At 59.6% G+C, this 14,527-nt stretch carries 10 protein-coding genes and 1 tRNA gene; 6 read left to right on the top strand and 5 right to left on the bottom strand.

Annotation, left to right across the window (positions count from 1 at the left end):
• Positions 1-7: 7 nt before the first annotated feature.
• From QWU44_RS07670 to QWU44_RS07660, 3 genes are all read left to right on the top strand, one after another.
• Positions 8-2,653, top strand: coding sequence for an AAA family ATPase (locus QWU44_RS07670; protein ID WP_370915096.1), 2,646 nt, complete (start codon positions 8-10; stop codon positions 2,651-2,653).
• Positions 2,654-2,859: 206 nt separating this feature from the next.
• Complete coding sequence (locus QWU44_RS07665; protein WP_370915095.1) at positions 2,860-3,399, top strand: MarR family winged helix-turn-helix transcriptional regulator; 540 nt, start codon at positions 2,860-2,862, stop codon at positions 3,397-3,399.
• A gap of 169 nt (positions 3,400-3,568) precedes the next feature.
• Positions 3,569-3,811 (top strand): PspC domain-containing protein, encoded by a 243-nt coding sequence (locus QWU44_RS07660; protein WP_370915094.1) that lies wholly within the window; start codon positions 3,569-3,571, stop codon positions 3,809-3,811.
• Between the two features lie 219 nt (positions 3,812-4,030).
• Here QWU44_RS07660 and QWU44_RS07655 read toward each other — a convergent pair.
• The 5 genes from QWU44_RS07655 to QWU44_RS07635 all read right to left on the bottom strand — a co-directional run bounded on the left by QWU44_RS07655 (position 4,031) and on the right by QWU44_RS07635 (position 9,829).
• Positions 4,031-4,103, bottom strand: a tRNA-Arg gene (locus QWU44_RS07655).
• 564 nt (positions 4,104-4,667) lie between these two features.
• A complete protein-coding gene (locus QWU44_RS07650; protein WP_370915093.1) occupies positions 4,668-5,339 on the bottom strand; it encodes a lactate utilization protein C in 672 nt (223 codons plus the stop codon).
• Positions 5,339-6,868, bottom strand: coding sequence for a lactate utilization protein B (locus tag QWU44_RS07645; RefSeq protein ID WP_370915362.1), 1,530 nt, complete (start codon positions 6,866-6,868; stop codon positions 5,339-5,341). Before QWU44_RS07645 ends, QWU44_RS07650 begins: the two co-directional genes overlap by 1 nt.
• A 23-nt stretch (positions 6,869-6,891) precedes the next feature.
• Positions 6,892-7,677 (bottom strand): (Fe-S)-binding protein, encoded by a 786-nt coding sequence (locus QWU44_RS07640; RefSeq protein ID WP_370915092.1) that lies wholly within the window; start codon positions 7,675-7,677, stop codon positions 6,892-6,894.
• Positions 7,678-8,140: 463 nt separating this feature from the next.
• Positions 8,141-9,829 carry an L-lactate permease gene (locus tag QWU44_RS07635; RefSeq protein WP_370915091.1) on the bottom strand — a complete coding sequence of 563 codons (1,689 nt, stop codon included), beginning with the start codon at positions 9,827-9,829 and terminating at the stop codon, positions 8,141-8,143.
• A gap of 740 nt (positions 9,830-10,569) precedes the next feature.
• Here QWU44_RS07635 and argS point away from each other — a divergent pair.
• The 3 genes from argS (at position 10,570) to QWU44_RS07620 (ending at position 14,331) form a co-directional block, all read left to right on the top strand.
• The gene (gene argS, locus QWU44_RS07630; RefSeq protein WP_370915090.1) at positions 10,570-12,222 is read left to right on the top strand and encodes an arginine--tRNA ligase; all 1,653 of its coding nucleotides are present in this window, start codon (positions 10,570-10,572) and stop codon (positions 12,220-12,222) included.
• Positions 12,223-12,339: 117 nt separating this feature from the next.
• The gene (gene lysA / locus QWU44_RS07625; RefSeq protein WP_370915361.1) at positions 12,340-13,701 is read left to right on the top strand and encodes a diaminopimelate decarboxylase; all 1,362 of its coding nucleotides are present in this window, start codon (positions 12,340-12,342) and stop codon (positions 13,699-13,701) included.
• Positions 13,702-13,866: 165 nt separating this feature from the next.
• Positions 13,867-14,331, top strand: a complete 465-nt coding sequence (locus tag QWU44_RS07620) for a hypothetical protein (RefSeq protein WP_370915089.1) — start codon at positions 13,867-13,869, stop codon at positions 14,329-14,331.
• The last annotated feature ends 196 nt before the right edge of the window (positions 14,332-14,527 follow it).

Below are 14,527 nucleotides of genomic sequence, written 5' to 3'. Positions count from 1 at the left end.
CACCGACATGCGTATCCACTCGATCATCCTTGACAATGTCCGGGGAATCGGTCACCTCGAACTCCGGGACCTCCCGGAGAGTGGACTCATCGTCATCAGTGGTGACAATGAACAGGGAAAGTCCACGATCCTCGAGTCGGTGCGAACCGTGCTCATGCTTCCCCACTCGAGCAACCGCCGCGAGGTTCGGACACTTCAGCCGGTGGGTGCCGATGTCGCACCACGGATCGAACTCACCGCCACGGTTGGCCCCTATTCCTTCACCGTTACGAAAAGCTATCTCCGACAGAAGTCGGCGGTGCTCACAGTTCGGCGACCCCACCCGGAGAATCTGACCGGAAGGGAAGCTGAGGACCGGCTTGCTGAAATCCTCGACAAGTACCTGGACACCGCCCTCATGGACGTGCTCTTCGTACGACAGGGCGAATTGGATGCCGCGGTTGCCGCTGCGGGAGTGCCGTCCCTCGCCCGTGCTCTCGGTGGTACGGAGGACTCCGGATCAGGAGAGGACCCTACTTTCCGGGAAGGCGAGGAGATTCTGCGCCGAGTTGAGGAGGAATACGAGCGCTATTACACCGCCGCCCGCGGTACGGAGACTGGGGAACTTAAAGTGGCACGCGCGAATGCGGAGTATGCCGCCGCCGAATTAGCCGAAGCGAACACCGACGTCGAAAAGCTCGCAGAGTATGTCGAAGAGGTTCGTCGGCGCTCGGAAGAGGAGAGCTCCGCGAGAGCTCGGAGACCGGACGCCATCAGAGAACGCGCGGAACTGCGGAACGCGGCGAAGCAAGCGGAGCAGTCAGAAGCCAGGTTGCGAGCAGCCGTGAACGCACTCACCGCTGTCACCGCGACCCGCGATGCCCTTCTCGGTGCGCGGCGCAGGCGTGAGGAACTTGCTGCCCAGGTAACCGAGATGGAGAAGAAGCTCGTCACCCTCACCCATGAGCGTACGGAGCTCGCCACCGCAGCCGCTCGGGAGCGGGAGAAGATCGAGGAGGCGCAGAAGGATCTCAGCGACGCGGAGAGGGAACTCAGACAAGCCACGGAACTGGTAAAGGCCACGGAACTCCGACGCAAGAGCCTCCTTGACAGGCTCCGCAGGGAGGAACTGGGGGAAATACTCCATGAAATCGCCAGTCTCGATGAGCGTATGTCGGTCCTGCGTGAGCAGTCATCTGAGAACATCGTGACTGAGTCGGCGGTCGCCGAGGTGGAGGCAGCGGAGCTCGAACTCAAACTCGCCCGAAGCCGGAGAGATGCAGCCTCGGCCTCGATCGCATTGACTGCCGAACAACCGACTGGGATCACGGTCGATGGTGAAGACGTCGTTCTCGACGGTGACGGTCTTTCCTATGATGTGACCGGGACAATGACCTTCGTGGTATCAGGGATAACGGCCGTGATCACCCCTGGTTCCGGGATCGAGGGAGCGAACGCGGATGTCAGCTCGGTGGAGCGGTCCCTAGTGGACCTGCTCCGGGCACTGGAATGCCCGGATGTCGACACAGCCAGAAAACGGCTCGTGTCCGAGCAGGCGCGGCAACGCGAACTGAACACCCTCCGGAGGGAACGCGAGGCGCGTCTCGCGGGTAGAGAAGAACATGCTCTGAAACACGAGATGGATTCTCTCGGTGCAGCTACCGTAGATGAGGAGACTGAGGATACCGATCTTCCCGCTATTACCGCGGACCTCGATGCGGCGAAGGCTAAGAGACAAGAGAAAGAGGACGCTGTCGCACTCTGCCGAGCGCGGTTGTCGGCACTGTCGGAACGACGGGTTTCCGGATCACTAGCTGTCCATGATGCGAGAATCGAAGCGGCGCAAGAAGCTCTCCAACGTGCCGAAGAAGCTCGAATTACGGCCGAATCCGGGATCGCAGGCGATGCCGATACCGGAGACCTGGATGAGCGTATCGCGGAACAGACGATTGCAATGCAGCACGCAGAGGACGAACTGGAGGCCGCCAGACGGGAACTCAACGAGGTGAACCCGGGCCTTGTTACCAAACTCCTCAGAGGAGCGGAAGCACAGGTGGATTCCATTGATGAGACGATCCGCCTCGCAGAGCGGGCGATCGCGGAGAACAAGGGAAGAATCGAGCAGGCAACCGGCGCGGAAGAGCGGCTGGAGAAGGCGGTGTCGGCGGAGATGAGAGCTCGCGACAGCTTTGAATCCACCCTTCGTCGGGCGGCCGCCGCGAAACGACTCCGGGAGACGTTGCTCCGTTACCGTGATGACGCTCGTCGTCGATACGCGGAGCCCTTCGCCCGACGGTTGACGGGCATGGCAGAAACGGTGTTCGGGCCAGGTGTCTCATTCGGACTCACTGAGGAACTTGCGGTCGCTCACCGTACTCTCGGAGACGCCACCATCGATGTTGACTCGCTCTCTGTCGGGGCCCGGGAACAGATCGGCATCCTGGTGAGACTGTCTGTCGCGGAACTTGTCGCTAAGGATGACGGGGTGACGGTGTTCATCGACGATGCATTGGGAAGTACCGACGGTGGACGCCTCCGCCGTATGGCCACCGTATTGGCGGACGCCGGAAAAGAGGGGCAGATATTCGTGCTCACTTGCGTGCCAGCCCGCTATGACCATGTTCCGGGGCGACACCATCTGGTGATGTCGGATCTGAAGAAGCCTCGGGAGTGAAGAATGTTGTTTTTCAGCAGACCCTGACGAGTTCTCATTACTGTGATGTATCCCGATGCTTCAACAGGGGGGATGTGACGGGGGTTGAACGATGTCGGATACCACGAGCCTGAGCTGTAGACCTGCGCATACCTGCCGTATTCGGTGTCTCTGGCGTCCGGGTGCGGGATTTCAGGACTGGGCAGGTGCCCGATACAGTTAGCCCCATGAACTCGGATCCACAGTCGTCGCCCCGTTGGCTGTCGCAGGAGGAGCAGGCCTTCTGGCGGCTTCTGCTTGCAACGGTCCGTAAAGCCAGTCGCTGTATCGAAGAAACACTGGTCACTGATCACGGTCTTTCAACGTCGGAGTTCGCTGTCCTGGTCAGTCTCTCGGAGAACCCCGACCGGCAGATGAGACTCCGCGACATCTGCCTTGACTTGGACTGGGACAGATCACGTGCTTCGCACCAGATCACCCGGATGGAACGCCGTGGCCTCGTCCATAAGACCCGCTGTGCCGGTGATGCCAGAGGGGTTGTGGTCGGGATTACTCGTGAAGGTACTGAACGCCTCATCGCTGCAGCGCCGAAGCATGTTGAATCAGTGCAGCGGCTCATCTTTGACGGCCTGGATCGGGCCGATATCCCTCTTCTGACCCGGTATCTTCAGATGGTGCTCTCCGTCGACAACGTCCCCGGAGCAGAAGGATATGATCCTGAGCGTCACGCATTCCCGGATAACGGTGTTACCCCCTGTAATCAGTGATCGTTCGGGTGTCATCGAGCGCTGCCGACGGACTCCGGTCTTGAACCGGAAAATCGGGGGAGAATCAGGGTAATCCCTGATGTGATTCCACATGTTATGATCGGATAATTGAGTCTGCAGGGGAGATAATCAACCAGTCCGTCCCCGGCAGCTCGAGAAAGGCGTGATCATGGAATATGAATATCCCGGCAATGGTCGGAGTAATGAATCCGATGCACCCCTACTGCGGCGTAAACTTCGACGCAGTGCGGAGGACAAACTGGTAGCTGGTGTTATCGGCGGTATTGGGGAGACCTACGAGATCAACAGTACGCTGCTGCGTATCTTGTTCGTGGCGTCGATTCTACTTCCCGGGCCACAGGTGATTTTCTACTTTGTGATGTGGTTCATCATGCCCGGTCCCAATGGCTGAACGGGTTTTCTTTTTCATCCGGCCAGTCTGATTGTGGCGTACTGCCCTTGGGTCTAGTCCTAGGAATGCCTTGAGACCGGTCTGCCGCAAAAATACACCGGAGCGGAAGAACAACATATGTGAGGGAGGGGTGGGCGACCTACTTCAGCCAATGAACAGATCCCGCAGATGCCTAGTAAAAAAGCTCCACCGCAAAAGCGGTGGAGCTTTTACCTATTGTGCCCCCGACACGAATCGAACGTGCGACCTTTGGTACCGGAAACCAATGCTCTATCCCCTGAGCTACGGAGGCGTGCCAACGCAGTTTCAGGTTATGTGGAAACATTCCCCGGTGACTGCGCAACGGATGTTAGTTTAGCACCAGTAGGGGGCCAGCCACCAAATGGCTCTGGGTGAGCTGATGCTGGAGCCGGTGGGTGGTTCACTGCAGAGTGACATTCCTGTTGCGGAGTACCGGGTACAGAAGCGCTGTCAACAGCGGTTTTCTTGATGGGCGGACCTCGTCTTCCTGGTCGTCGGGGCGCTGCTTCCAGTGGCCACACGGCCTGGTTTCTGGGCGGCGTGTGTGGAGGATCCGGTGGAGCTATAGAGTGCTCCGGGTTAGGTGGAGGCTCCACAGGATCTTCTCGGGGAATCGGGGGTATTCGGAGCTTGGGCACTAAACATCCACGAGATCCCTGCTTGAGCCTGTTTTCGGGGGATTGTGGGGTGGCGGCCGCCCAACTGCAGCCCTGATGCATCCCGGTGAGTACGGAGTGTTGCTGTGGGATGGGGCGAGATCTCTGTTGAACAGCCCGATACCGGGTGCCTAACCGTGGCGGGGGCACCCGGTATCGGGGTAATGAGGAAGGTGCGGTCAGTTCACGATTACGACGATCAGTGTGCGAGGGCCGTGAACTCCCTCGACCCGGCTCAGCTCGATGTCCGAGGTCGCCGAAGGGCCGGAAATCATGGTGATCGGCTGACGGCGGTCGAGGCGTTCGATCATCGCGGGCACACCGTAGACGACGCTGTTGCGGCGCACTATGCAGATGTGGCAGTCCGGGACGAGTGTCAGGGCGCGGCGCCCACATTCGGGGCCGGTCTCTAGACAGATCGTACCGGTTTGTGCTGAGGTGACCCGACTGTCGGTGACAACCACGTCCACCTCGTTGAGTAATCGGGGGTTGGTGTCCCAGTCGTCGGGTCCGGCGTCGCCGTCGAATCCCGAGAACAGTTCGGCATCAAGGCCCTCGGCGTACCGGACCGTGCGGGCGCCCCGGCCCTTGAGGATCGAGGTGATGGTGTCGGAGATCTGGTCCGGGGTGGTTTCCTGGACAATTGCTTTGTAATCGACGAGACGGTCAATCAGGACTTCCTTGAGCTCAGGCCAATCCATCTCGGGCTCGAGGTTGTACTCGCGGGGAACCGCCACCGGGCCGGGTGCTGTGTTCGCGAGTTTGTGGGCGTTCCTGATCCGTTTCAGGATCTCTTTCTTTGCGGCCGCATTCGTCGAACGGTCCAATGCACTGCGGGTGTCGGTGGACATCACTTCTCCTCCGTACTTTCAGGTGCCGAGGCGGTGTTTCCGGAGCCGGGGATACCGGTACGCCGTGCCTCGGCTAGCAGTTCCCGGGCCTCGTCGGTGTTAAACCACTGCCGGAACGATTTCTTCGGTGGTACGCAGGTATCGCGAACGTCGGTCCAACCGGCGAGGAAACTCGGCAGGTGGGTGATCCGACCGTCGAATCCGCCGAGTAACCGGCCGAGGAACACGAGATGCGTCGCTGTGTTCCAGATATGCCGGTTACCGAAGGCCAGCCCCATAGCGCCCATGATGACGCCCTCGATCTTCGGTTTGTGGCTTTCGATCTTCTGGTGTCGCAGTTCCAGCAGCGCGGACGGGATGTCGATCTTGACCGGGCACGCCTCGTAGCAGGCGCCGCACAGTGAGGATGCGTACGGAAGTGATGCGTTCGGGTCATGGGCGGAGTCGATGCCCGTGAGCTGTGGGGTGAGGATCGCGCCGATCGGCCCTGGGTAGGTCGAACCGTAGGCGTGCCCGCCGGCCCGCTCGTAGACGGGACAGACGTTGAGGCACGCTGAGCAGCGGATGCACTTGAGTGCTTCGCGGCCGATCTCGTTGGCTAGTGCTGCTGTCCGCCCGTTGTCGATGAGGACGATGTGGTAGTTCTGTGGGCCGTCGCCCTCGGTGACCCCCGACCACAGTGACGTGTAGGGGTTCATTCGCTCACCGGTGGATGATCTGGGAAGGAGCTGCAGGAACACCTCGAAGTCGCGGAAGGTCGGCAGCAGTTTCTCGATGCCCATCACGCTGATGAGGGTCTCGGGCAAGGTGAGACACATTCGGCCGTTTCCCTCGGATTCGACGATGGCGACGGTGCCGGTTTCCGCCACACCGAAGTTGGCGCCGGAGATCGCAACCTTGGCGCGCATGAACTGCTCGCGGAGGAAGAGCCGTGAGGCTTCCGCGAGTTCGGCGGGTTCCGTCGACAGGGTCTCGTCCGTGGTGGGCATCTCCCGGACGAAGATGTCCCGGATCTCGGCCCGGTTGCGGTGGATAGCGGGTACGAGGATATGACTCGGCGTGTCGTGGCCGAGCTGGACGATCAGTTCGGCGAGGTCGGTTTCCCGGGCGGAGATCCCCGCCTCCCGGAGTTGGTCGTTCAGCCCGATCTCCATCGTTGCCATTGATTTGATCTTGACCACGTTGGTCTCGCCGGTCTGCCTGACCAGCTCGGTGACGATGGCGCCGGCCTCGTTGGCGTCCCGTGCCCAGTGCACGTGTCCGCCGCGGGCGGTCACCTCCTGTTCAAACTGTTCGAGGAGTTCCGGCATCCGTGCCATCACATCGCGTTTGATGTGCGAACCCGCTTCGCGGAGCCGTTCCCAGTCATCGATCTCGGTGATGACCTGCATTCGCTTCTCGCGGATGGTGTGGGTTGCCTTGTGCAGGTTGCGTCGCTGGGTGGCGTTGTCGAGCTCGGTTTCCGCCGCTTTGGTGAAGCTTTGGGAGCCGCGGAGGTGCCCGACGCCCTTCGGCGCGCGCGGTGGCATTTTCGGGGTACCGAGGAGAGTGGTCACAGCATGGCCTCCTTCGAGTAGATTGCGGAGTCCGGTTGCCATGGATGGCTCTTCGTGGACGCCAGGATCTCCGCCATGTGGAGGGCGCGTACCCCTGACTGCTGTCGGGAGAGGGACCCACCGATGTTCATGAGACAGGATGCGTCACCTGCGGTGACGTATTCTGCCCGGGTGTCGCGGATGTTGCGGACCTTGTCGGCGACCATCGCTGCCGAGGTGTGGGCGTTCTTCACTGAGAATGTGCCACCGAATCCGCAGCATTCATCCGCATGCGGAAGCTCTACGAGATCGATGCCTTCGACGTTGCGGAGTAGGCGAAGAGGACGGTCTCCGACCTTGAGAAAACGGAGTGAGTGACAGGTCGAGTGATAGGTGACCCGGTGCGGGAAGAATGCGCCGAGCTGATCGACTCCGGCGACGTCGATGAGAAACTCGGAGAGATCGTAAGTTTTGTCCGCGGTTCTCTGGGCTGCCTCTGCGAGGCCTTTCTTTCCGTACCGCTTGGCGACGTGTACGTGTTGTTCACGTACCGCCCCGGTGCAGGATCCTGAAGGAGCGACAACGCAGTCGATCGATGGATCAGAGAAAGCGTCGACGTAATTCCGGATCTGTGGCACCGCTTCACGTTGATATCCGGTGTTCACGTGCATCTGACCGCAGCAGGTCTGTTCCGGTGGGAACACGACCTCGTGTCCGAGGCGTGAGATGACCACAGCGGTGGCTTTGACTGCATCCGGGAACATGGCATCCCCGATGCACGTGGAGAAGAGAGCGACACGCATGGTGTTCCTCGCTGTTGTTGGGCGATTAAATTTAAATGAAGCCTTACCTAAATTCTTACTGGCGAATGTGGAGGTGTGGCTGATGCTTCTCATGTTACCCGGTTTCCGGATTGCGGGCCGACTCAAACATGTTGTCGAGTTCTGTTTAGTTCCTTTCGGAGGTCGGGTGCGTTTGCGTAAAATGTGCAGCTTATCGGGGTTTCGCTGGGGGAATGAGTTGTTGCCGACGCTATTTAGTTTAGTCCTTCGGTATTATTTATCATTAGCATCTGAATTAAGAACATAATCTGATTCAGATGAGGTTTATTTGTTTTGTTTTGGGTATGTGGTTAAAAACATCGGATGCTATTTGTGTCGTGTTATGAAGGTAGAATCCACTGGAGCCCCGGAGGGGTTCCCACCGCTGGAATTGGTGGGAACCCCTCCGGGGCTCCAGTGGGGGTGGGGGTGGGGGCGTCCGGAATTAGCCGACGGTGGTGACGAGGAAACTCAGTATGTTGGTCTGAAGGAACACAAGGCAGCAGACGGCGAAGAGCATGATGATGGACCAGGGGAGAACAGCCTTGAAGATGTCGGATTCCCGGGGGTTATCCGCTGCATCCTCGCCCATCGAGACGGCGGTAGCGGCGATGGCGAGTGATTGGGGGGAGATCATCTTTCCGACGACACCACCCGTCGTGTTAGCGGCCAACATGAGGTCCGGGTTGTATCCGGCCGCTTCGGCGGCGGTGACCTGCATTTTCCCGAACAACGCGTTGGCGGACGTGTCAGATCCCGTGACGGCTGTGCCCACCCACCCCAGCGTCGGAGCCAGGAACCCGTAGATCGCGCCGAGAGAGGCGACGAACTGGCCGATGGCAACGGTCTGCCCCGAGAAGTTCATCACGTAGGCGAGTGCCAGGACCGCCGCGATGGTGAGTGCGGCCCACCGCATCTTCACCATGCAGTGCGCCATGGCGGTGAAGGCTGCGGCGATTGTTATCCGGTATCGGCCCCCTTCGCTGAAGATCGAGTACAGGAGTGTCACGATGAGCCCGGAGATCAGGAGCAGCGTGCCGGGATTAGATAGCCAAGCGAAGGTGTAAGCAGACTTCACGGGGCTACCGTCGGCGTTGAACAGGGCGTCGGAGAGTAGTGGCCAGTCGAAAGTGATGGATGCTGACTTGAGTGCATTCGGAATCGTGGTTCCGAGGTTTGCGATGCCGAAGATGACGGTGACGACACCGTAGGGCATGAGCGCCATCCAGATCCGTCTCCCGGGGAGTTCCTCCGAGGCCTTGATTTCGCCGACACCGAGACGCTCGCGCATGGCGGTGACTCCCCGAGGCTTCCAGATCCTGAGGAAAGCGACTGCGACCCCGAGCGAGAAGATGCAGGCGACCACGTCGGTGAGTTGGTATGCGAAGAAGTTCGACGTGGCCCACTGGGCGATTCCGAACGAGAAGCCGATGACGACAGCGGGCATCCAGGCGTCCCGGATTCCCCGGGCTCCGTCAAGAATGAAGAGGAGAATCACCGGAACGAAGAATGCCAGGAATGGGGCCTGGTGTCCGACGATCGCGGCGATGTTCTCCGTCTGTTCGGTGGTTCGACCGGCTACGGCGCCGGCTGTGGTGATCGGAATCGCGACTGCGCCGAAAGCCACCGGGGCGGTGTTGGCAAGCAGGACGACAACCGCTGCCTTCAGTGGTTTGACGCCGAGTGCGAGGATCATCGTGGCGGTGATCGCGACCGGAGCTCCGAAGCCGGCGAGTGCCTCAAGGAGGCCGCCGAAGCAGAACGCGATCAGGATTGCCTGGATACGAATGTCGCCGGCTCCCAACCTGTCGAATGTGCGTCGCAGGTCTTCGAACCGTCCGGATACGACGGTGATCTCGTAGAACCAGAGAGCCATGACGATGACCCAGACGATCGGGAAGATACCGAACGCTCCACCGCGGAACGCGGAGGAGACAGCGAGGAGAACGGGCATCTTGAATCCGACTATCGCCACGATCAGGGACGCCAGGAGGGCAACGAGGGCTGCGGTATGAGCACGTGCCTTGACGAAGATGAGCATCGCGAAGAACGTGAGCAGAGGGATGGTGGCCACGGCCGCTGAAAGCCCGAGGCTACCTCCCACCGCGTTGGTGAGAATAGTGAAATCCCGCATGGGACCTCCTTGTGTTTCGGAATGCGTGGGCCGGTGGTCCTCGGGGCGGAATCGATCAAGTTTCTGTCGCGTTGGGCGCCACCGTGAGTCTCCTGAATCCTAGGTGGAGAGACTTTATCGAGTATGGAGAATCGGGGAAAAATTTCTTTATCCGGATATCTTGAAGGGAGTCAATGTTTGTGATGGGGGCGGTGCTGACTCAGCGAAAAGGTCTAACGCTGCAGTGAGAACCGTCTTTCCGGACATCGGAGGGGGTTTGCTGACCTGCTCTGGCTAAGAGTGATAAAAAATACCCCCGGGGGTGGACTTTTGGGTTGATGGGTCATTGTGGTCTGGTCACCTATCAAGCGACGTTAAAAACCTGCCTGGTGGATTTACTTTGCTGCTTCACTGTCATGTAACGACAAATCTTCTGTGGGAGAAGTGATGAGGCTGCTGGGGTTGGTGTACCAGTGGTGTGGTCGGTGACATCGATTCTGGGGGAGGGGGTGGAGTTGCGGATGTATGAGCGTGGGGGTGGAGTTCATGTTTTCCTGTGAACCGTTTCGGTGATTTTCACGGCTGTTCAAGAACGGACTGGCCCCGGGCCATTGTTTCGAGATAGCGGCATTTGGGCGGTCGATGGGTGCCCCCGTTGCTCGTCACGGAAATCCAGGGATGTAATCGAGTGGAGCCAGGTACTTCGCCGACGTGGACGAGACTACGTACGTGGTCGTTGGAGGCTGATAGCATGACTGACCGTGACTCCATCAGATCTCGCCTCCCTCATCAAAACCACCGCGACCGGTATTCTGGACGCCCGCGGCCTCGATTCCTCGCTCCTGCCTGAACAGGTGACCGTTGAGCGTCCTCGTAATCCCGAACACGGTGATTACGCCACGAATGTGGCCATGCAGACGGCGAAGAAGGTGGGGGCCAATCCGCGGGAGTTCGCGACTTGGCTCGTGGACGCGCTAGCGAAGTCGGATGAGATAGCTGAGGCGGATGTCGCCGGGCCGGGATTCATCAATATCCGGCTGGCAGCCGATGCACAGGGGAGAATCGTCGAGGAGATCCTGCACGCAGGGGACCGGTACGGTGACGGCAATGTACTTTCGGGGCGTCGTATCAACCTTGAATTCGTCTCCGCGAACCCGACGGGGCCGATTCACCTCGGTGGCACCAGATGGGCTGCCGTCGGAGACTCCCTCGGCCGGATACTCACCGCCTGCGGTGCGAGTGTCACCCGCGAATACTACTTCAATGACCACGGTACTCAGATTGATCGCTTCGCTCGGTCACTCGTTGCAGCGGCGAAAGGGGAACCGACACCCGAGGACGGGTACGGCGGCGCGTACATCAGTGAGATCGCGGAGGCTGTGAAGGCTGAGGTTCCGGGTGTCATGGAGCAGGATCCCGCAACCGTACAGGAGACTTTCCGCGCGCATGGCGTTGATATGATGTTCGCCCACATCAAGAGTTCCCTGCACGAGTTCGGCACCGACTTTGATGTGTTCTTCCACGAGAATTCGCTTTTTGACTCCGGGGCTGTCGCGCGTTCGATCGAGATGCTCAAGGAGAACGGAAACCTCTACGAGGCGGACGGCGCCTGGTGGTTGAAATCATCCGTGTTCGGTGACGACAAGGATCGCGTCGTCATCAAGTCCGACGGTGACGCCGCCTACATCGCGGGTGACATCGCCTATGTCGTCGACAAGATCGAACGCGGCCATGACCTGTGCATCTACATGCTGGGCGCGGACCACCACGGGTATATCGCCCGGCTGAAAGCCGCTGCAGCGGCACTGGGGTATGATCCGGCCAGCGTCGAGGTCATGATCGGGCAGATGGTCAGCCTGGTCAAGGATGGTGAAGTGAAGAAGATGTCGAAGCGTGCCGGTACGGTCATCACGCTCGACGATCTGGTAGAGGCGATTGGTGTGGATGCAGCCCGTTACGCCATGATCCGTTCCTCCGTGGATTCCACCCTGGACATCGACATGGACCTCTGGTCGTCGCAGTCCAGCGACAATCCCGTCTATTACGTCCAGTACGGGCACGCCCGGCTGTGCTCCATCGCCAGGAAGGCCACGGACCTCGGCGTCGACTACGTGGGAGCAGAGCTCTCCCTGCTCACGGAACCCAGGGAAGGTGAACTCATCCGCACCCTCGGGGAATTCCCCGCGGTTGTCACGGCGGCGGCTGAGCTACGAGAGCCACACCGGGTCGCCCGGTATGCGGAACAGCTCGCGGGGACGTTCCACAGGTTTTATGACACCTGTCAGATCCTGCCCCGGGGTGGTGAGGAAGCTGAACCGGTGCATCGTGCCCGCCTCGCGCTCGCAGCAGCGACCCGACAGACACTCGCCAACGCTCTCGGGCTTGTTGGCGTCACGGCCCCGGAGCGGATGTAAATGAACCGCCGTAGCGAGCCGTCACTGGAACGCCGTGCGATCGCGGGTATCGCGGACGGCGGATTCGATTCCGTCGAGAAGCGCGCCGCAGGTGCGTCATTTTCCGCACGGCGGATGATGGATGTGGCGGAGACATTCAACGGACTTCCCGCTCACGTCTGGCCCAGGAACGCCCGCCGCCAGGATGACGGGGTTGTAACGATTGCTGGTGTTCCACTCCCTGAGATCGCGGAGACCTACGGAACTCCGGTTTTCGTGGTCGATGAGGATGATTTTCGGTCCCGGTGCCGTGATATGGCCGAGGCCTTCGGTGGTGGGCACAATGTCCACTACGCCTCCAAGGCGTTCCTCACCAGAACCATTGCACGCTGGATTGATGAGGAAGGCTTGTCCCTCGACGTCGCTTCTCTCGGGGAACTGCAGGTCGCCTTGGCCGCTGATTTTCCTGCCTCACGCGTTACCGTCCACGGGAACAATAAATCGGAAGAGCTTCTGCGGGCGAGTGTCAGGGCGAGAGTCGGGCACGTCGTTGTCGATTGCGCCGAAGAGATCAGCAGGTTATCCACCATTGCGGTGAATGAGGGTGTTGAGCAGGAAGTGCTTGTTCGGGTCAAACCCGGGATTGAGGCGCACACCCATGAGTTCATCGCCACCAGCCATGAGGACCAGAAATTCGGTTTCTCCCTGGCCTCGGGGTCGGCGCATGCGGCCTGTGTGGCGGTGGTTGAAGCCGAGAACCTCAAACTCGTGGGTCTCCATTGTCATGTCGGTTCGCAGGTTTTCGACGCCCAAGGATTCTCACTCGCAGCCGAACGCCTGTTGGGGCTCATGGGCGAACTCATCCGGAATCTGGCGCCAGAGGACGCGGCAGACGCGGTATCCGTCCTGGATCTCGGTGGGGGATACGGTATTGCGTATACGGAACTCCAAGAACCTCTCGACGTGCCGGGCGTCGCTGCATGTCTTCTCCGGGAGGTGTGTGCCCACGCTGATTCGCTGGGGCTCAAGCCGCCGCAACTACTCGTGGAACCAGGCCGGGCGATTGCGGGCCCCTCAACGGTGACACTCTACACAATCGGTACCGTGAAGGATGTTCATACGGCCCAGGACATGACCCGCAGGTACTTGTCCGTCGACGGGGGGATGAGCGACAATATCCGCCCAGCCCTCTATCAGGCGGAGTATGAGGGGCGTGTGGTGAACCGTTTCGTGGAGGGAAAGGGCATTGCGACGCGGGTTGTCGGGTCCCACTGTGAATCGGGGGATATCCTACTCAGCGATGTTCTATACCCGGATGATATCGCTTCAGGGGACCTTCTCGCGATCGCAGGTACGGGTGCTTACTGCTACGCGATGAGCTCCCGTTACAACATGTTCACCCGCCCAGCGGTGGTAACTGTCAGAAATGGACGGGTCCACCTCATGCTACGGAGAGAGACCCTCGATGATCTTCTGGCCCTGGAAACAGATCAGGTCTAGCTGGGGACAGACGGTGTGACGGATGTTGTCTATGGGGGATTTATTACGTAGACTTTCCGGGCACTGCCCTCCTTGAGCATAAAGCGTATGGACCTTCTTCCTGCGCGTTAAATGCTAGGGGGCCAGTGCCTTACATCGTAGGACAAGAGAAAGCAGAAGATCTTTATGACAAATCCTGACACTCCCGGATACGGTAATCCATCTGACGGATATCCCTCTGGACTCGATCACCCGCAGGCGAGAAATGGATCAACCAGGAATGCCATCGCCCCATGGGCTCTCGGTGTCGCGATTATCGCGCTGCTCATCTGCTGGGTTCCGGTGTTCAATTGGCTCCTGGCAGCTATCGGTGTGATTCTGGGCATCGTGGGAATCATTAAAGCTAAAGGGGTGACGGGGTCAAAGAACGGAAAGGGACTCTCGATCGCCGCGATCATTATCTCCGTGGTCGCCATCATCCTCAGCGTGGTTCTTGCTTGGGCGCTCGTGCAGTTCATCGGTACCGAAAACATCGAGTCGATCACCGAGTGCAACTCGATCGAGGACACAACCGAACGTGAACGGTGTATCGAAGAGCGCGCCGAACAAATTCGTCAGGACAAGATTGATTCTGCGAACACTGAGAATTAACCGATCTTGAGCACCCTGTCTTCCGATAGAAACCGGACACCCTCGGATTCGATGATCTGAGGGGAGAAAAAGGCGGACCGGCACCTTGTGTAGCAGGGAAAGCCGTTCCGCCTTTTTCGTGTTCATGGAGCGTCGGACCCGGTCCCGTCGCCGTTGGGCTCTTCCGGTCCTGCCTTTGGTCAAGATCAGCACGGTA

This window comes from Corynebacterium sp. CCM 9203, assembly GCF_041357675.1.
Taxonomy (GTDB): Bacteria; Actinomycetota; Actinomycetes; order Mycobacteriales; family Mycobacteriaceae; genus Corynebacterium.
This window is presented reverse-complemented; position numbering and strand designations above follow the sequence as displayed.